We start from the raw sequence: 17884 nt of genomic DNA, 5'->3' as shown, positions 1-17884 counted from the left end.
TGAGCGGAGAGAGCCCCTTGCAACAGGCAAACAATCTCGGCGCCATCCCCGGCGTCGACCACGGTTTTTGTTCGATCAATGATCCATTGCGGCCGGACGGGGTGTTCATCTGCAAGCAGGTGCACAGTGCTTCGGTGATCCAATGGCAGGCGGAACAGGTGGCCAATACCATTGAGGCAGACGGCGTGTTCACGCACGCGTCTGCGCCAATTGCAGTGATCACCGCTGACTGCCTGCCCATTCTTATCGCCGCACACAGTGGTGATCGGGTTGCCGCCGTGCATGGCGGCTGGAAGGGCTTGCAAGGGGGGATCATCGCCAACGCGGTGAAACAATTGGCTGCCGAGGGCATTGCCGTTGACCAGTTGCGGGTGGCGATCGGGCCGTCGATCAAGCCGTGTTGTTATGAAGTGAGCGCCGAGTTTATCGCGCAATTTCAGGCGAGCCAGGGCCACGTGTGGCGTGACGGTCAGGCGCCATGGTGCTTCGAGCAACCGACGCCACGGCTGTCACCCCAGATTGCACCGCCCCACGCGCGGCAAGCGGGAAGTGCGTGGTTCGACTTGAGTGGTTACGGGGTGATGCTGTTGCAAGCGGCGGGCCTTGAGCGTGAGCAGATCGACGTCAGCGAGGTGTGCACGTATTGCACATCACCAACCTTCGCCAGCTACCGCAGGAGAACTCACCACCCTGAGGAGCCAAAGACGCTGATCTATTCGTGGATCGCCCGCAAATCCTGAAAAGCCCCCTGACCCTGCGATGGTTGGCAGGCTCGTTATGGCAAACGAGCTTGTTGTGGCTAGCAGGGCTGTTGTGGCGAGCGGGCTTGCCCCGCGTTGGGCTGCGCAGCAGCCCCCTCAAACTCACCCTGTTGTCTCAGACAGAAACGAGCAGCCTGGTTATGGGGCTGCTGCGCAGCCCAACGCGGGGCAAGCCCGCTCGCCACAGCGTTCGTCCGGGCCCAACGATTATCAGCGGCTGATCTTCAGCCCCTTGCGCCCCGCATGTCGCTCCAGCGCCAACTCAATCAAGCGGCTTACCAACTCGCTGTAACTCATGCCTGCCGCCTGCCACAGCTTGGGGTACATGCTGATGCGGGTGAAGCCGGGCAGTGAGTTGATTTCGTTGATCAGCACTTCGCCGCCGTCGGTGAGGAACACGTCGACTCGCGCCAACCCGGCGCAGCCCAGTAGCTCAAACGCTTCAATGGCGAGTTGGCGAATACGCTCACTGGCCTCAAGGCTGATATCAGCCGGCACCATCACTTGGGCGGCCTGGGCGTCGATGTATTTGCTGTCGTAGGAATAGAAACCGCTGCCCACCACGATCTCGCCGCAACCGCTGGCGACAGGGTTGTCGTTGCCCAGCACGGCGCATTCAATTTCACGCCCCTGGACAGCGGACTCCACCAACACTTTTTCATCGAAGCCCAGGGCCAGTTCGACCGCGGCATGGTACTCGGCCTCGTTGGTGACTTTACTCACGCCCACCGAGGAACCCTGGTTGGCGGGTTTGACGAACATCGGCAAGCCAAGCTTGTTCACTGCTGTATCAAAAGCGCTGCGCGCCGCGTTGCGACGCGTCAGGGTGATGAACGGGGTAACGGCAATACCGGCATCGCGCAACAGGCGTTTGCTGATGTCCTTGTCCATGCACACCGCCGAGCCCAGCACGTCGGAGCCCACGAAAGGCAGGTCCGCCATGCGCAGCAGGCCTTGCAGGCAGCCGTCTTCGCCAAGGGTGCCGTGGACGATAGGGAAGATCACATCGATGTGTTCCAGCAGGCTTTGCCCGCAGGTTTCCACCACTTGCTGGCTGGTCTTGCCCGGCACCACCGCCAGTTCGCGGTTGGACTGGTTGAGAGCGATCAGGGCCGGGTTTTCCTGGTTGATCAGGAAGTTCGAGGTTTCGTTCAGGTGCCAGTGGCCGGCCTTGTCGATGCCGATCAGAACCGGCTCGAAGCGCGAGCGGTCCAGTGCATCGACGATGTTGCGCGCCGACTGCAGCGAGACCTCGTGCTCGGCCGAACGGCCACCAAAAATAATACCTACCCGCACCTTGCTCATGACTCGGCCTCACTGTTGAAAGTAAGGCTTCTTACCATGAGCGGTCAGCGATTCGCTACCAGATGTGCGCCGAACAACAGGTAGCACCCACCGGCAAACCGGTCGAGCCACTTGCGTGAACGGCTGTAGAGATTGGCCATGCGCTCGCTGGAAAACACCAGGGCTACGCTGGTGTACCAACTGAATGACAAGGTGGCCATGGTAATCACCGCCAGGGCCAACAATGTCGGCGACGGTGAAGGCGGCATGGTCGAAGCGAAGGCCGTGGCGACGAACAGCGCGGCCTTGGGGTTGGACAAGTTGCCCAGCAGACCGAAGCGCCAGGCGGAGAACAACGAGCGCGTGGGTTCGTCGGGCAACACTGTCTGGCTCGCGGTTGGCGCCGAACGCTTGAACAGTTTCAGCCCCAGGTAGATCAGGTAGCAGCCACCGATGATCTTGAATGCCAGATAGAGCATGGGCGCCGCAGTGAACAGCGACTTGATGCCCAAACCGCCCGCCAGCCCCCAGATCACCGTGCCCGTGGCCACTCCGGCAGACGCCACCACGCCATGCCGACGCGAACAGCTCGCCGCCAGTTGGGCAGTATTGAAGAAGTTCGGCCCCGGCGTCACCACCGCGACGGTCCAAAGCAGCCCCAGCGACAACAACGGCGCGACATACGGCAGATCGGAGAACAGCATGGGGCGATCCCTCTTGGTAAATGGTTAAACCTATTCGCCCGCAGGTTCAGGCGTGTGCACCAGCAGGTCGCCAGGCTGGCAGTCCAGGTAGGCACAGATCGCATCCAGCGTACCCAGCCGTATGCCCTTGACCTTGCCTTGTTTGAGCAACGACAGGTTCTGTTCGGTAATCCCGATGGCGGCTGCCAGGTCTTTGGATTTGACCTTGCGCCGGGCAAGCATAACGTCCAGTTCAATCACAATGGGCATTTCGATCTCAAACAAAAGTGCGGTTTTCAGAATCCACTTCGCTGGCCTGCCACAGGATACGCGCGATTACTGCGATACAGGCAGCGAGAAACAACGCGACGAAGCTCGGCGGGGTCAGACTCAAGGTGAAAAATCGCTGGCCCAACGGCTCGTTCATCGAGACCCAAAGGCCCAGCAACGGCTCGCATAAAAAGTCCAGCAGTACCCACAAGGCAACGGCGCGACCGACTTTGCCCAAGTGCTGCGCCGCCGCGCTGGAGAAATACTCGCCCCGCGCGTAGTTGCGAAACAGCTGGCGCAGATGGTTCAAGCCCGACACCAAGGCCACCAGCGGGATGCTGGAAAGAACAATCCCGCCGAGTTTTTGCCACCACGGGAGCAGCGCGATTTGCACGCCGCTGTCCTGAATCCGGTCACTCAAGGAAAAGCTGAGGCCCAGGCCATCGGCGGAAGAACCCAGCACCGGAAACAGCCAGACGCCAGTGTTGAGCACCAGCATGACGACAATCAGCAAGAGCGTAAGCAGCGACATGCGCTGGCTGAGTTGAGCCAGACGTTGGGTATTCATAAGCAACCTCGATCAATGAGTGAGGTCGCAAAAATAATAGATTAATTATCGTAAAACAATCATTTATTAACCCAGATCAACATTTACGCTGCCGAATACCTCCTCTCAAGCACGCACAATCGTTCAAGACCTCGACAGACACGGCACGCCAGACTGGGTTAACGTGTTTCCCACCTCTATTTGTGACAAGTCACCATGGGCCAACCCACTTCCACCCTCGATTGGTTGCACCGCGCCCCACACGCCAGCGGCCTGGACCGTATCGAAGCGTATTTTGCCGGCTTTGCATTCGACCCGCATCGCCATGACACCTACGCCATCGGGCGCACCTTGTTTGGCGTGCAGAGTTATCACTACCGTGGCTGCATGACCCACAGCCTGCCCGGCACGACCATGGTGATTCACCCCGACGAATCCCATGACGGCCGCGCCAGCAGTGTGGAAGGCTTCAAGTACCGCATGATTTATGTGGAGCCGGCGCTGATCCAGCAGATTCTCGGCGGCCGGCCGTTGCCGTTTATCCACAACGGCTTGTCGACTGACCCACGGCTGTTCCGCGCCAGCGAGGTGTTGCTCCAAAGCCTGGACTGCCCGATTGACCCGATGCAGGAACAGGACGCGCTGTACGACCTGGCGCAAGCCCTGAGCGCGGCCTCGGGGGTGATCATCAGCCGTAAATCCTTCGATTACGTCGCCGCCGAGCGCGCGCGGGAATTTATCCACAGCGCCTTGGGCCGCAGCATCACCCTGGATGAAATGGCCGACCATTGCGGCCGTGATCGCTGGGCGCTGTCGCGGGATTTTCGCTTGTTGTTCGGCACCAGTCCCTATCGGTACCTGACCATGCGACGGTTGGACCTGGTGCGCGGCTTGCTGGCCCAGGGCCAATCGCTGGTGGACGCGGCGCTGACCGCCGGTTTCACCGACCAGAGCCATATGACTCGACAGTTTCGCAGCACCTACGGCATGCCGCCGTCGCGCTGGGTGAAGATGCTCGGGCGCTGATGTGAAACGCATTCAAAATGTGGGAGCGGGCTTGCTCGCGAAAGCGCAGTGTCAGTCGACTTATGAGTGACTGATCCACCGCCTTCGCGAGCAAGCCCGCTCCCACATGGGTTCTATGTTGTTTCCACTATCGCATTCGGCGCGGGCGCTTGCGTTTTGAGGCGCAACGCCACCACCGCGCCCACCAAGGCAATTGCCGCGCTCCACCACAGCGCCAGCTCGATCCCGCCCGCATTCGCCACCGACACCAGCACCGCCAGGCCCAACGCCCCGCCGATCTGCTGGCTGGTAGACGCCATCCCCGCCGCCACGCCCTGCTCCCCAGGCCGAATGCCCAACCCCGCCGCCACCCACATCGCTGTCCAGGTCATGCCCTGCCCGATGCTCAAAATGAAGATGCCCGGCAACAGCGACCAAAACCCTACGCCCTTCGGCAACGCCCAACACACCAGTGCAATGCCCACCGCGCCCGCCAGTTGCCCGCTGACCAAAGTGTTGCGCAACCCCAGCCTGGCCAGCGAACGCTCTGCCAACCAGATGCCGAGCGTGCACACCAGGGTCGCCGGTAAAAACGCCAAACCGGCCTGCAATACGCTGTAGCCATAGACCTGCTGGTAATACAGCGCCAGGAAGTAGTACTGCACGCCAAAACTGCTCATGAACACCGCCGTGAGCAGCATCGCCATGCGCAGTTCGCGGTAGGCAAACAAACGCAGCGGCATCAGCGGATCGCTGCCGCGGTGCTCGATCCACGCGAACAACCCAAGCAACGCCAGCGCCAAGGCGATGCAGCCCAGCGTCTGCGGCGCCGACCAGCCCCACTCGGGGCCTTGCACCAGCGCGAATACCAGCAACGTGCCGCCGACGGTCACAGTCAAGGCGCCGACGATGTCGAATTTGCGCCCACGTACACGCTCGCCATCGGCTGGAATCCAGTAACGCGCCGCCCACGCGCAGCCGCCCGCCAACGGCACATTCACCAGAAACACCGCCTCCCATCCCCACACCTGAGTCAGCACGCCGCCCAGTAATGCACCGAGTGCCAGCCCCGCTGCCGAGGCTGCACTCCACACCGCAAACGCCCGATTGCGTGCAGGGCCTTCGGCATAGTGCGTGTTGATCAACGCCAACGTGGCCGGGAACAACAATGCCCCGCCCACGCCTTGCACCGCCCGCGCCAGCACCAGCAACACCGCGCTGCCGCCGAGCACCGCCGCCAGGGAGGCCAGCGCATACAGCGACTGGCCCACCCGGTAAAAACGGCGCTTGCCAAGCAAGTCCGTCGCCCTGCCACCCAGCAACAGAAAGCCACCAAACGCCACGCTGTAGGCGCTCACCACCCATTGCAATTGCTGCGCGGAAAAATCCAGGTGCGCGCCAATCTGCGGCAGGGCGACAAACACAATGGTGGCATCCAGGGCGATGATCAGTTGTGCGGTGGCCAGCAATAAAAGCATCCAGCCAGAGGGTCGAGAGGGAGACATCACAGCGTCCAGTCCGAAAATAAGAGGTGCCAGTTTCTTTCATGCCTGACAGATGATAAATAGCGCTATCACTCTTTCAGTAATGACTTTAATCATGGATCTGAACGCTGTTCGACTCTTGGTCCGCGTGGCCGAAACCCGCAGCTTTACCCGCGCGGCCGGCGAATTGGGGCTGACTCAGTCCGGGCTGTCCCGCGCCATCTCGCGCCTGGAAAGCCAGCTGGGTGTGCGCTTGCTGCAGCGCAACACGCGCAGCGTCAGCCTTACGCCCGACGGTCAGATGCTCTACGAGCGCAGCGCGCCGTTACTGGCAGAACTGGCTGAAACCGAAAAGCTGATGCTCGACCGACGCAGCAGCCCGTCCGGCCTGTTGAAAATCAGCACACCGTCGTTGTTCGGTCGCAAGGTGGTGATGCCGGTGATCGGCGAGCTGACATTGCGCTATCCCCAATTGCGCATCGAAGCGGTGATGACTGACCGGCTGGTGGATATCGTCGACGAAGGTTTCGACGCCCTGTTGCGCACGGGCGAGATCCAGGATCAACGCCTGATCGCCCGTGCCCTGCCGCCGTTGCGCTGGGTCACGGTGGCCTCGCCGGCTTATCTGGCGCGTTGCGGCACGCCGCAAACGGTGGACGAACTCAAGGACCACAGCTGCCTCACTGTGCGTAACTTGCGCAGCGGGCGCATGGTGGATTGGCAGTTCATGAGCGAGGGCAAAGTGCAGGACGTGAGCGTCGAGGGGCGGCTTATTTTCGACAGCGGCGATGCGCTGGTAGACGGCGCGGTGGGGGGGTTCGGCATCGCCCAGGTGATGGATTTTGCGGTGCGCGAGGCCATGGCCGCCGGGCGCCTGGTGCCGTTGCTGGAAGACGTGGCCGGGCGCAGTCGCGCGATCTCACTGGTCTATCCGCCGTCCCGGCAGTATTCGCCCAAGCTGATGGCGTTTGCCCAAGCACTGGCAAACGCCCGCTGGTAAAGCCTACAGCTGGCGCCCGACCACCGGCTCGCCGATGCTCAGGAAATTTCCGCCCGCGACATGGTGCAAGGTGCGCAATTCGTCATGGCCTTCGAAATGCCAGTGCCCGTCGCTGAACACGCGCGCGTCGGCATAGGCCGCGACGACTTCGCCGAGGAATAAATCGTAGGTCTGTTGGTGGTGAGGCTCGGGCAGCAGGCGGCATTCCAGCCACGCTACGCAACCTTCCAGCAGCGGCGCTTCGGTGTGTTCACCGCTGAATGTCTGCAAGCCATAGGTGGCGAATTTGTCGGTGTCTGCGCCCGTGGTGTTGCCGACCGTCTGCACCAGATCGGCCTGGGCCACGCAAGGCACCTGCAGCACAAAGGTGCCGGCGGCTTCCAGCAGTTGGCGGGTCCAGGTGGCCTTGTCGAGCACCACGGCGACCTTCGGCGGTTCGAAATCAAGCGGCATGGCCCAGGCAGCAGCCATGATATTGCGCTTGCCATCGTGGGCCGCGCTCACCAATACGGTCGGCCCGTGATTGAGCAAACGGTAGGCCTTGGACAAAGGTACGGGACGACGGTGGGTAGGGCTCATGGAGGGACGGCTCTTCAAGCAAGAAAAAACCTACGATACCTCAAGCACAAGCCCTGCGGGTCAGCTCGACAGCTGATTGGCAAACTGCCCGACCGCGCTCACCACTTTTTGTGCACCGTCCTGGATTTCCACAATCACCGTGCCCGCCTCGGCCGCCAGGGCCAAGCCTTGCTCGGCCTGCAAACGGCCCTCGTTCATCAAGGACACCGCATCGCGGGCCATGTCCTGGTTCTGACGAACCACGCCGACGATCTCCTCGGTGGCCTTGCTGGTGCGCGAGGCCAACTGACGCACTTCATCGGCCACCACCGCAAAGCCACGGCCCTGCTCGCCGGCCCGCGCCGCTTCGATGGCCGCGTTGAGCGCCAGCAAGTTGGTTTGCTCAGCGATGCCGCTGATGGTCTTGACGATGGTGCCGATCACTTGGGACTGAGCGTTCAGCGCCTCGATGCCATCACCGGCCTGCTGCATGTGCCTGGCCAGATCACGCATGACATCCACCGCCTGCGTCACGACAGTGGTGCCGCGCTGGGCACTGTTGTCGGTTTGCAGCGAAGTGCTGTAGGCGATGTTTGCGGCTTCGGCCACGGCCTGTTCCTGGTTGACCTGGTCGGTGATCACCGTGGCGAACTTGACCACTTTGTAAAGGCGGTCATTGGCATCCAGCACCGGGTTGTAGGTCGCCTCCAGCCACACCACACGGCCATGGCTGTCGACCCGTTTGAAGCGCGCCGCCACAAACTCACCGGCGTTCAAACGTTTCCAGAAATGCTGGTACTCGGCGCTGTTGTATTCCTCCGGTTCGCAGAACATACGGTGATGTTTGCCCTGGATCTGCGCCAGGCTGTAGCCCATGCCACCGAGGAACCGGTCGTTCGCGGTCAGCACATGGCCGCCGAGGTCGAACTCGATCACTGCAGTAGAACGCACCAGCGCGGTGATCAGGTTCTCATGCTCGCGCGACCCCTCGATGGTGCGGGTGAGGTCGCTGGAGTAAATCGAAAAATGCTTGATGCGCCCGTCAGAACTGCGCACCGGTTGCAGGATCGAGCGCAACCATGCCTCTTTGCCGTTGCCGCGCATCAGGCGCACGGTGCCGGCGAAGTGTTCGCCGCGCACCAGGGCATTGCGAAAGCGCTGCTGGAATTCGTCCTGGCGCAGGTGCGTGGGCACCAGCTCGTCTATGTGCCGCCCCACTATGTTGGAGGCCTGGTACGACAGCTCTTGCAGGAAGTTGGCATTTGCCCACTCCACCCGGCCTTCGGCGTCCAGCGTCAGGCACAGCATTTCGCTTTCCAGGCTCTCCTTGACCTGTTGCAAGCTGGACAACTCTTCGCGAAGAGCCGACAGCTCCTGCTTCAAACGGGTGTTGAACATGGGGCACCGATGGTCATTTGGGGAGATGGATCTGACCTGCATCGGCGCTGACGAGGTTTTCTGAAGCGCTTTTGTGTGGCGCGCCCAACTGTTTTTTTGGATCCATTAACTGCCGTTGTTTCGGCAAACACCCATCACCTTGTATTCCACCGTATTGAGCTTGCCGCTGGAGTCTTCATAGGTCATGCGTGAAGGCACGGCATTGCACGAACTGATCGGCGGCGTAACGTTGACGACCTTGGCAATATCCAGCGCCATGCCATAGCGATACGCCTGCACCTGGGGTGCTGGCTGGCCGTTTTTTTGCGCGTAAGCCGCCATGGCTTTTTGATTACGCTCCATCATCAGCGCAAACGTGCGGTCGCCTCCGCCTTCGGCCATCGCACTCAGTGACAGGACTGCAGCTAATACACCCAAGCCAATTTTATAAAATGTCATTACAGGTTCCTCGGTTGATAAGTTCAGTCACGAGACTAATCAATCAACCCTGTCGCCATGTTCACCAAAACATTACTTATCTGTTAGATCGCGGTGAGCTTCCAGAATTGTAATGTTCGCGCCACCTGACCGTTATCCACTGTTTGCAACTATCAGCCGGGGCCAGATCAATAAAAACGCCCCTACCTATAAGAAGCTGAAAACTGCCAACACCCAGGAGCGAAACATGAGCATTGCTTACTACACCCTTCCCTTTTCATTGATTGTTGCACTGCCTCTGGCAGCCGTGGCGGTGGAAGACACGCCCGATGGTTTTATCCAAGGCAGCAGCGTAACCGTGCTGGCGCGCAACTTTTACTTCAATCGCGATGACCGCAAGGGCCAGTCCAGCCCGACCGGCAATGGGTATTCCCAAGCCTGGGCGCAGGGTCTGATCGGCAAATTCGAATCCGGCTTTACTCAAGGCACCGTAGGCTTTGGCCTGGATGCGTTTGCCATGTACGGCCTGAAACTCGACTCGGGCACCGGTCGCAGCGGCGGCAAGGGTTCGTTCGGCGTGCTGCCGGTGGACAGCGACAATCACCCCGAAGGCAGCTACAGCAAAGTCGGCGGCGCGGCGAAATTGCGCGTGCTGGACACGGTTATCAAGGCCGGCGATGTGTTCCCGCTTACGCCGGTGGTGGCCTACGGCGATTCGCGGTTGTTGCCGGAAAGCTTTCGCGGCGTCACCGCGCAGAACACCAGCCTTGAGGGCTTGAGCCTGCAAGGCGGACGCCTGAGCGGCATGAGCCAGCCAAGCGAAAGCGGGATGAACAAGGGCTTCGCGACCTTCTACGCGGGCAAGGTCGACTCACCCTAGATCGGCTATTTCGGGGGGGAGTACGCCGTCAGCAAACACCTGAACGTGAGCCTCTACAGCAGCCGCCTGAAGGACGCCTGGGACCAGTACTACGTCGGCAGTGCCGCCAGTTACCCACTGACCGACGACGTGTCGTTATTCGGCGATTTCAACTATTACAAGGCCGTGGACGAAGGCAAACAGCTGCTGGGCAAATTCGACAACACCATCTGGAGTGCCAGGCTCGGCGTAAAGGTCGGTGCTCACAGCTTGGCCCTCTCGCACCAGCGCAACAACGGCGATGACGACTTCGATTACCTGCGCCAATCGGACTCGATTTTCCTCAATAACTCGATCCAGTACAGCGACTTCAATTCGCCCAAGGAGCGTTCGTGGATGGCCCGTTACGACCTCGACATGCAGGCGTTCGGTATACCTGGCCTGTCGTTCATGACCCGTTATGCCAAAGGCACCGGCGCCGATTACAGCCACGCCAACGCGGTGTACATGCGCCGCGATGCATCCGGCAACCCGCTGACAGATCAACGCCGCTGGGAAAGGGATGTCGAGGCCGAGTACGTGGTGCAAAGCGGCAGCCTGAAAGATTTGTCATTGCGCTTGCGCCAGGCCACCGTGCGCTCCAGTGCGTTTGAGTCAGACCTGGAAGAAGTTCGCCTAATTGCGCAATACCCATTGGTCGCACTTTGAACAATCGCCCAGTCGAGTGCTTACATTCGTTCGCGCTTGACTAACATCTGTTCACAAATTGCTATCTATCAAAACTGTAACATTGGCCCCAGCGTCCCGTTAAGTTGAACTTCCTATACTCGCTTCAACGTGTCAGCACCGAGCAACATTCGTCTCTGAAGCTTTTTTTAGCTCCTTTGGAAAGAGATGATTTTTTTAACGCCCCTCTGGGGCGTTTTTTTTGCGCGCAGGCTTAGTCGCGACCCATTGCCGCAGTTGACCCTGAAGCTGCTTCACACTTCAGAATTTTCCTACTCACAACACACCCGAATCCATAGGGAAATGGAACCCTTCTCTTTCAGTAAAAGGTAAATCCCCATGCGTATCCTTGTGGTTGAGGACGAGCAAAAAACCGCTGACTACCTGCAGCAAGGCCTGAATGAAAGTGGCTACGTCGTGGACTGCGCGTCCAATGGCATTGATGGCCTGCACCTGGCTGAGCAGCACGCCTATGAGTTGGTGATTCTTGACGTCAACCTGCCGGGCAAGGATGGCTGGGAAGTGCTGGAGCAATTGCGCCGCAACGGCACCCAGCGCGTGATGATGCTGACCGCCCGCGGGCGGCTGGCCGACAAGATCAAGGGCCTGGACATGGGCGCCGATGACTACCTGGTCAAACCCTTCGAATTTCCCGAATTGCTGGCGCGGGTACGCACCCTGCTGCGGCGCAGCGAGCACATCCCACAGCCGGAAGTGTTCAGCGTGTCGGACCTGGAACTGGACCCCCGCCGCCATCGCGCGTACCGCGGCACACGGCGCATTGACTTGACCACCAAGGAGTTCGCACTGCTGCAGGTGCTGATGCGCCAGACCGGTGAAGTGCTGACGCGCACGCAGATCATTTCGCTGGTGTGGGACATGAATTTCGACTGTGACACCAACGTCGTGGAAGTCTCCATCAGCCGCCTGCGGGCCAAGGTGGACGATCAGAGCGACGTCAAGCTGATCCACACCATTCGCGGCGTGGGTTACGTGCTGGAAGCACGGCCATGAAAACCGGCAGTTTGTCGATGCGTCTGGGGTTGACGGTCAGCCTCATGGGCGCGGGCCTGGTGCTGTTGCTGGCGACGTTGGCGTATCTCGCCCTGACCCACGAACTGGAAAAACTGGCGCGCAAAGGCCTGGAAAGCAAGATGGAACAGATCCAGCACAGCCTGTCTCAAGGCCTCGACGCCCACGCCATCCGGGCGCGCCCGCATTCGCTGATGGACCTGGTGATCGGCCATGACAATTTTTACCTCACTATCGTCGGCACCGCGCCCGATGAAACGGTGTTGCTGAGCATCGGTGCCAAGCCTCAGGAGCCGCTGCTGACAAACTTCACACCGCGAGAAACGCTCGGCTACCTCAATTGGGCCGACAGCAATGGCAACCAGGTGCTCAGCGCCTCCAGCCTGATGCGCCTGGCCAGCGGCGAACGCGTACGCGTGCTGTTGTCGCTGGACCGCATGGACGATCAGGCGCTGCTCAGTGCCTACCTGCGCGCCACCGTGATCGCCTTGCCCATGTTGTTGATGCTGATCGGCATGGGCGCCTGGTGGCTGGTGCAGCGCGGGCTTGCGCCGTTGAAGCAGTTCAGCCATGTGGCGGCCAAAGTCACCACCCAGGACCTGACCCATCGCTTGTCCGTCGACAACCTGCCCAAGGAGCTGGGCGAGTTGGCGCAAGGCTTCAATGTGATGCTCAACCGCCTGGACGCCGGGGTGCAGCAACTGTCGCAATTCTCCGACGACCTTGCTCACGAATTGCGTGCACCGCTGACCAACCTGATGGGCAAAGCCCAGCTCACGTTGTCGCGTCAACGCCCACCGGACGAATACAAAGCAGTGCTGGAATCCAACACCGAAGAGCTGGAGCGCCTGGCACGCATCGTTTCCGACATGTTGTTCCTGGCCCAGGTCAGCCACCCGGCAGCGCGTGCTTCGTTTACCGCAGTATCGCTGGCGGACGAAGCTCATCGGGTCATGGATTTATTCGCCCTGAGTGCCGAAGACAAACAACTGCACCTGACCCTCAGCGGCGAGGCCCAGGTGCACGGCGATCGCCTGATGATTCAACGCGCGCTCTCCAACCTGCTGTCCAATGCGATCCGCCACAGCCCAGCGGGCGCGCATATCTCGTTGCGAGTGGAGGCTTACGGCAACAGCGTATCGTTGTCTGTGAGCAACCCAGGCCCGGGGATTGAAGCGCACCACCTGCCGCACCTGTTCGAACGGTTCTACCGTGTCGACAGCAGCCGCGCGCGAACCGAGGGCGGCACCGGCCTGGGACTGGCCATCGTGCGATCGATCATGACCCTGCACCAGGGGCAAACCGACGTGCGCAGTTCGCCCGGCGCTTTCACCGTGTTTCGCCTGGTGTTTCCTCAGGTATGAGCCCCTCAAGGCTGAGCGTGCTTGTTGTGGCGAGCGGGCTTGCCCCGCGTTGGGCTGCGCAGCAGACCCCATCAGGCCCACCTCGGTATCCCTGATATACCGTGGCGAAAGATTTGGGGCGGCTTCGCCACCCAACGCGGGGCAAGCCCGCTCGCCACAACATGCCCGCTCGCCACAGTAAGCGGGCTCACCACAGAGAGCCCGCTCACCCCACCCGCATCATTCCTCCTTGCGGTGCGCCCACTGATACAACGCCGGCAGCACCAGCAAGGTCAGCAACGTAGAAGAAATAATCCCGCCGATCACCACCGTCGCCAGCGGGCGCTGTACTTCGGCGCCGGTGCCGGTGGCCAAGGCCATGGGGATAAACCCCAGGGATGCCACCAGCGCAGTCATCAACACCGGGCGTAAACGTGTGAGCGCCCCTTCATGGATCGCCACCGACAGTGGACGCCCTTCCTCACGCAGGTTGCGGATGAAGGCAATCATCACCAGCCCGTTAAGCACCGCCACCCCCGACAACGCAATAAACCCCACCCCCGCCGAGATCGACAACGGAATATCGCGCAGCCACAGCGCCATGATCCCACCGGTCAACGCGAACGGAATCCCGGTAAACACCAGTAGGCCATCCTTGAGGTTGTTGAACATCATGAACAACAGCCCGAACACCAGCAGCAACGCCACCGGCACCACGATACGCAAGCGCTCGGAGGCCTCCTTGAGCTGTTCGAACTGGCCGCCCCAGGTGGTCCAGTAACCCGCCGGGACCTTCACCTGAGTGCTGATGGCAGACTCGGCCTCTTCGACGAACGAACCGATATCACGCCCGCGCACATTGGCGCTGACAATCACCAGGCGCTTGCCGTTCTCACGGCTGATCTGGTTCGGGCCCAGCACCAGGTCCAGGCTGGCGACCTGGGACAAGGCAATAAACCCCAACTGGCCCGAGGCGTTGCTGGCCAGCGCTGGCACCGGGATCAACAGCCGCGACAAGCCCTCGATATCGGTGCGCAGCGCATCGGATAAACGCACGACCATGTCGAAGCGGCGGTCACCCTCGTACAGCGTGCCGGCCTGGCGCCCACCCACGGCGACGGCGATGGTGTCCTGCACGTCGCCCACGTTCAGGCCAAACCGCGCGGCCTTGTCGCGATCAATATTGATGGTCAGCACCGGCAGGCCAGCGGTCTGCTCGACCTTCACTTCCGAGGCGCCATCAAGCGTCTGCAAGGTCTCGGCGATTTCTGCGGCGGTCTTGTTGAGCACTGCCATGTCGTCGCCAAACACCTTCACCGCCACGTCACTGCGCACCCCGGAAATCAACTCGTTGAAGCGCAACTGGATCGGCTGCGACAGCTCATACGCACTGCCCGGCACAATCGCACTGGCGCGCTGGATATCTTCGATCAGCGCCTCGCGGGATTTCGCTGGATCAGGCCACTGGTCCTTGGGCTTGAGCATCACATAGCTGTCGGAAATATTCGGCGGCATCGGGTCGGAAGCGATTTCCGCGGTACCGGTGCGCGCAAAGACTCGCTCGATTTCCGGCACCTGGGCCATCAAGGTTTTTTCCAGCTGCTGCTGCATCTGCACCGATTGCGTGAGGCTGGTGCCGGGTACGCGCAGGGCCTGTTGAGCGAAGTCGCCTTCACTGAGGCTGGGGATAAATTCGCTGCCCATGCGGCTGGCCACCACGCCCGAAGCGACGATGGTCAGCACCGCCAGGCCGAACACCAGCGGGCGGCGCGTCATGACCCAATCCAGCACCGGCGCATAGGCCCGACGCGCCGTGCGCATCACCAGGTTTTCCTCTTCCTTGACCTTGCCGGTGACAAACAGCGCAATCGCGGCCGGCACAAAGGTCACCGACAGAATCATCGCACCGAGCAAAGCGATGACCACGGTGAACGCCATGGGGTGGAACATCTTCCCGGCCACCCCGGTGAGGGCGAAGATCGGCAGGTACACCACCATGATGATCAGTTGCCCGAAGATCAGTGCGCGCCGCGCTTGCTTGGCCGCAGCGAACACTTCGTGCAGGCGCTCGCTGCGGGTCAGCAAGCGGCCGTGGCGCTGCTGCGCATGGGCCAGCCGGCGAATGGCGTTTTCGACGATCACCACCGCGCCGTCGACAATAATCCCGAAGTCCAGCGCGCCAAGGCTCATCAGGTTGGCACTGACTTTGTTGGTAAACATGCCGGTAAAGGTGAGCAGCATCGCCAGCGGAATCACCATCGCGGTGATCAACGCCGCGCGGATATTGCCCAGGAACAGAAACAGCACCGCGACCACCAGCAGCGCACCTTCGAAGAGGTTTTTCTTCACCGTGGCGATGGCTTTTTCGACCAGGTTGGTGCGGTCATAAACGGTCACGGCAACCACGCCCTGGGGCAGCGAACGGTTGATCTCTTCGAGTTTTTTCGCCACCGCCTGGGACACGGTGCGGCTGTTTTCACCGATCAGCATGAACACCGTGCCCAGCACCACTTCACGGCCATTTTCGGTGGCGGCGCCGGTGCGCAGCTCACGGCCGATGTCGACTTGCGCCACATTGCGCACGCGGATCGGCGTGCCGTCCGACGTGGTGATCACGATGTTGGCAATGTCATCGATCGACGCCACTTGCCCCGGTGCGCGAATCAACAGCTGCTCGCCGCTGCGCTCGATGTAACCGGCGCCAACGTTGGCATTGTTGCGCTCAAGCGCGGTGACCAAATCGGTCAGCGTCAGGTTGTAGGCTGCCAAGCGTTTTGGGTCCGGCGCGATCTGGTATTCCTTGGCAAAGCCGCCGATGGTGTTGATCTCGGCCACACCCGGCACGTTGCGCAGTTGTGGCTTGATGATCCAGTCCTGGATCACGCGCAGGTCGGTCGGCGAGTAAGGCGTGCCATCTTCCTTGAGCGCGCCGTCTTCGGCTTCGACGGTCCACAGGAAAATCTCCCCGAGGCCAGTGGAAATCGGCCCCATCGCGGTTTCGATGCCGGTGGGCAATTGCTCGCGGGCCACCTGCAGGCGCTCGTTGACCAATTGGCGGGCGAAGAACAGGTCAGTGCCGTCTTTGAAGATCACCGTGACCTGGGACAGGCCAGAGCGCGACAACGAACGCGTCTGCTGCAAACCCGGCAGGCCGGCCATGGCGGTTTCGATGGGAAAGGTAATGCGCTGCTCGGTTTCCAACGGTGAGAAGCCGGCTGCCGCCGAGTTGATCTGCACCTGCACATTGGTGATGTCGGGCACCGCGTCGATGGGCAACTTCTGATAACTGGCGATGCCGACACCGGCCATCAACAGCACCGCCAGCAGCACGATGATGCGCTGCTCGATGGCAAATTGGATAAGGCGCTCAAACATGGGGAATCACTCGCAGGATCAATGGGCGTGCTCGGCCGAGCCTTTACCCAGTTCGGACTTGAGGATGAAGCTGCCTTCGGTCGCCACTTGCGCACCGGCTTCCAGGCCTTGGCGCACTTCGACGTAGCCGTTTTCACTCACGCCCAGTTCGAGGTGGCGGGTGATGAAACCGTCCGCCGTGCGCACGAATACCGAGGGTTTTTCCTCGACTGTCTGGATGGCGGTTTGCGGCACGGTGACCTTGGCCTGGTAGGTGTCGGTGGCCAGTTGCACAGTCACAAACAACCCTGGGCGCCAGGCATCGTCAGGGTTGGGCACAGTCACGCGCACGGTAGCGGTGCGCGTCTGCTCGCCGAGCAGGTTGCCGACGTAGGCCACGGTGCCTTGAACGTCGGTGCCCATTTCCGTGGAGCTGACCTTCACCGGTTTACCGACGCGCACCTTGTTCAGGTCCTTGGGAAACACGCCGAACGTGACCCACACCTGGGACAAATCCGAGAGCGTGAAGGCGTTGCTGGTTTCGCCTACCACTTCGCCCACGCCGAGGTGTTTTTCCACCACCACACCGGCGAATGGCGCGCGCAGCTCGTAGCGATTACCGCCGGCCAGTACGGCGCTGCCGCTGAGCGCCGTCATCTTCTGACGCGCGTTGTTCAGCGCGATTTCCGCTTCCTGCAAGGTCTGGCGCGCCAGCAGGTAATCCTGCTCGGCGGAGATTTCGTCCTTCCACAGCTGGCGCTCACGCTCAAAGGTGGTACGCGCCAGCTCGACGCGTCGCTCGCTGGCGGCCAACTCGCTGCGCTGGTCGGAAATCTGCTGGCTGGCGATCACGGCCAACACCTCGCCCTTTTTCACCGACTGGCCAAGGTTGACCTTTACCGCCTCCACCACACCGGCCGCACGCGGCACGATGTGCGAGGTACGGTCCTCGTCAAAACGCACTTCTCCCGGCAGCGTCAGCAGCGTGCTGATCGCCCGCGGTTGGGCTTGGGCGAGCTGAATACCGGCCGCCTGGATCTGTTGCTCGGTGAGTTCGAGTGTGCCTTCCTCCTCCTCGGCCTGTGCAAAACCGGACAGCATCAGGCTCAGGGCGACGGCGAGCGCCACACCGTGTTTAGGCTTCATAAAAGACTCCAGAAAAG

At 61.0% G+C, this 17884-nt stretch carries 14 protein-coding genes and 3 pseudogenes; 6 read left to right on the top strand and 11 right to left on the bottom strand.

The genetic code is table 11. The features are described from left to right. The first annotated feature begins 17 nt into the window (after window positions 1-17). Entirely contained in the window at window positions 18-740 is a 723-nt protein-coding gene (pgeF, locus tag AACU78_RS26165) for a peptidoglycan editing factor PgeF (protein ID WP_106578532.1), read from the top strand. Window positions 741-971: 231 nt separating this feature from the next. Here the strand turns inward: pgeF and ddlA are convergent, their stop codons facing one another. Genes ddlA through AACU78_RS26145 form a run of 4 tightly spaced genes read right to left on the bottom strand, consistent with a single transcriptional unit; the run spans window position 972 to window position 3566 of the window. Beyond that, window positions 972-2066 (bottom strand): D-alanine--D-alanine ligase, encoded by a 1095-nt coding sequence (gene ddlA / locus AACU78_RS26160; protein ID WP_106578531.1) that lies wholly within the window; start codon window positions 2064-2066, stop codon window positions 972-974. A 44-nt stretch (window positions 2067-2110) separates the two neighbouring features. Further along, the gene (locus AACU78_RS26155) at window positions 2111-2749 is read right to left on the bottom strand and encodes a LysE family transporter (RefSeq protein WP_106578530.1); all 639 of its coding nucleotides are present in this window, start codon (window positions 2747-2749) and stop codon (window positions 2111-2113) included. A gap of 30 nt (window positions 2750-2779) precedes the next feature. Then, complete coding sequence (locus tag AACU78_RS26150) at window positions 2780-2998, bottom strand: helix-turn-helix domain-containing protein (RefSeq protein WP_106578529.1); 219 nt, start codon at window positions 2996-2998, stop codon at window positions 2780-2782. Between the two features lie 7 nt (window positions 2999-3005). Next, the gene (locus AACU78_RS26145; protein WP_106578528.1) at window positions 3006-3566 is read right to left on the bottom strand and encodes a DUF2975 domain-containing protein; all 561 of its coding nucleotides are present in this window, start codon (window positions 3564-3566) and stop codon (window positions 3006-3008) included. Window positions 3567-3761: 195 nt separating this feature from the next. Here AACU78_RS26145 and AACU78_RS26140 point away from each other — a divergent pair, with 195 nt between their 5' ends. Further along, entirely contained in the window at window positions 3762-4571 is an 810-nt protein-coding gene (locus AACU78_RS26140; RefSeq protein ID WP_106578527.1) for an AraC family transcriptional regulator, read from the top strand. Between the two features lie 113 nt (window positions 4572-4684). Here the strand turns inward: AACU78_RS26140 and AACU78_RS26135 are convergent, their stop codons facing one another. After that, the gene (locus AACU78_RS26135) at window positions 4685-6028 is read right to left on the bottom strand and encodes an MFS transporter (protein WP_106578526.1); all 1344 of its coding nucleotides are present in this window, start codon (window positions 6026-6028) and stop codon (window positions 4685-4687) included. A 121-nt stretch (window positions 6029-6149) separates the two neighbouring features. Between AACU78_RS26135 and AACU78_RS26130 the strand changes: the two genes are divergently transcribed. Beyond that, entirely contained in the window at window positions 6150-7034 is an 885-nt protein-coding gene (locus AACU78_RS26130; RefSeq protein WP_106578525.1) for a LysR family transcriptional regulator, read from the top strand. Between the two features lie 3 nt (window positions 7035-7037). Here the strand turns inward: AACU78_RS26130 and AACU78_RS26125 are convergent, their stop codons facing one another. The 4 genes and pseudogenes from AACU78_RS26125 to AACU78_RS26115 all read right to left on the bottom strand — a co-directional run bounded on the left by AACU78_RS26125 (window position 7038) and on the right by AACU78_RS26115 (window position 9428). Next, window positions 7038-7613 (bottom strand): flavin reductase family protein, encoded by a 576-nt coding sequence (locus AACU78_RS26125; protein ID WP_106578524.1) that lies wholly within the window; start codon window positions 7611-7613, stop codon window positions 7038-7040. Window positions 7614-7673: 60 nt separating this feature from the next. Beyond that, window positions 7674-8105, bottom strand: a pseudogene (locus AACU78_RS30190) (methyl-accepting chemotaxis protein); the annotation flags it as partial. A gap of 108 nt (window positions 8106-8213) precedes the next feature. Continuing rightward, window positions 8214-8900, bottom strand: a pseudogene (locus AACU78_RS30185) (PAS domain-containing protein); the annotation flags it as partial. 195 nt (window positions 8901-9095) lie between these two features. Beyond that, window positions 9096-9428 carry a DUF2790 domain-containing protein gene (locus tag AACU78_RS26115; protein ID WP_106578522.1) on the bottom strand — a complete coding sequence of 111 codons (333 nt, stop codon included), beginning with the start codon at window positions 9426-9428 and terminating at the stop codon, window positions 9096-9098. A gap of 226 nt (window positions 9429-9654) precedes the next feature. Between AACU78_RS26115 and AACU78_RS26110 the strand changes: the two are divergent. The 3 genes and pseudogenes from AACU78_RS26110 (at window position 9655) to AACU78_RS26100 (ending at window position 13388) form a co-directional block, all read left to right on the top strand. Beyond that, window positions 9655-10974, top strand: a pseudogene (locus tag AACU78_RS26110) (OprD family porin). 357 nt (window positions 10975-11331) lie between these two features. Next, entirely contained in the window at window positions 11332-12006 is a 675-nt protein-coding gene (locus AACU78_RS26105) for a heavy metal response regulator transcription factor (RefSeq protein WP_106578521.1), read from the top strand. Then, window positions 12003-13388: a heavy metal sensor histidine kinase gene (locus AACU78_RS26100; RefSeq protein WP_106578520.1), complete on the top strand. Its 1386-nt coding sequence runs from the start codon at window positions 12003-12005 to the stop codon at window positions 13386-13388. Before AACU78_RS26105 ends, AACU78_RS26100 begins: the two co-directional genes overlap by 4 nt. Before the next feature lie 219 nt (window positions 13389-13607). On the opposite strand, the gene AACU78_RS26095 is transcribed toward AACU78_RS26100, so the two are convergent. Next, window positions 13608-16742: a CusA/CzcA family heavy metal efflux RND transporter gene (locus AACU78_RS26095; protein ID WP_106578519.1), complete on the bottom strand. Its 3135-nt coding sequence runs from the start codon at window positions 16740-16742 to the stop codon at window positions 13608-13610. Between the two features lie 18 nt (window positions 16743-16760). Further along, window positions 16761-17867 carry an efflux RND transporter periplasmic adaptor subunit gene (locus tag AACU78_RS26090; RefSeq protein ID WP_106578518.1) on the bottom strand — a complete coding sequence of 369 codons (1107 nt, stop codon included), beginning with the start codon at window positions 17865-17867 and terminating at the stop codon, window positions 16761-16763. Window positions 17868-17884 lie beyond the last annotated feature (17 nt).

The sequence above is a fragment of the Pseudomonas sp. R9.37 genome (assembly GCF_963878885.1).
Taxonomy (GTDB): domain Bacteria; phylum Pseudomonadota; class Gammaproteobacteria; order Pseudomonadales; family Pseudomonadaceae; genus Aquipseudomonas.
The sequence above is the reverse complement of the archived record's forward strand: the minus strand, read 5'-3'. Positions and strand labels throughout refer to the sequence as shown.

Coding starts and splice junctions, on each gene's coding strand:
- ddlA (WP_106578531.1), bottom strand. CDS start 2,066: ATGAGCAAGGTGCGGGTAGGTATTATTTTTGGTGGCCGTTCGGCCGAG.
- AACU78_RS26155 (WP_106578530.1), bottom strand. CDS start 2,749: ATGCTGTTCTCCGATCTGCCGTATGTCGCGCCGTTGTTGTCGCTGGGG.
- AACU78_RS26150 (WP_106578529.1), bottom strand. CDS start 2,998: ATGCCCATTGTGATTGAACTGGACGTTATGCTTGCCCGGCGCAAGGTC.
- AACU78_RS26145 (WP_106578528.1), bottom strand. CDS start 3,566: ATGAATACCCAACGTCTGGCTCAACTCAGCCAGCGCATGTCGCTGCTT.
- AACU78_RS26140 (WP_106578527.1), top strand. CDS start 3,762: ATGGGCCAACCCACTTCCACCCTCGATTGGTTGCACCGCGCCCCACAC.
- AACU78_RS26135 (WP_106578526.1), bottom strand. CDS start 6,028: ATGCTTTTATTGCTGGCCACCGCACAACTGATCATCGCCCTGGATGCC.
- AACU78_RS26130 (WP_106578525.1), top strand. CDS start 6,150: ATGGATCTGAACGCTGTTCGACTCTTGGTCCGCGTGGCCGAAACCCGC.
- AACU78_RS26125 (WP_106578524.1), bottom strand. CDS start 7,613: ATGAGCCCTACCCACCGTCGTCCCGTACCTTTGTCCAAGGCCTACCGT.
- AACU78_RS26115 (WP_106578522.1), bottom strand. CDS start 9,428: ATGACATTTTATAAAATTGGCTTGGGTGTATTAGCTGCAGTCCTGTCA.
- AACU78_RS26105 (WP_106578521.1), top strand. CDS start 11,332: ATGCGTATCCTTGTGGTTGAGGACGAGCAAAAAACCGCTGACTACCTG.
- AACU78_RS26100 (WP_106578520.1), top strand. CDS start 12,003: ATGAAAACCGGCAGTTTGTCGATGCGTCTGGGGTTGACGGTCAGCCTC.
- AACU78_RS26095 (WP_106578519.1), bottom strand. CDS start 16,742: ATGTTTGAGCGCCTTATCCAATTTGCCATCGAGCAGCGCATCATCGTG.
- AACU78_RS26090 (WP_106578518.1), bottom strand. CDS start 17,867: ATGAAGCCTAAACACGGTGTGGCGCTCGCCGTCGCCCTGAGCCTGATG.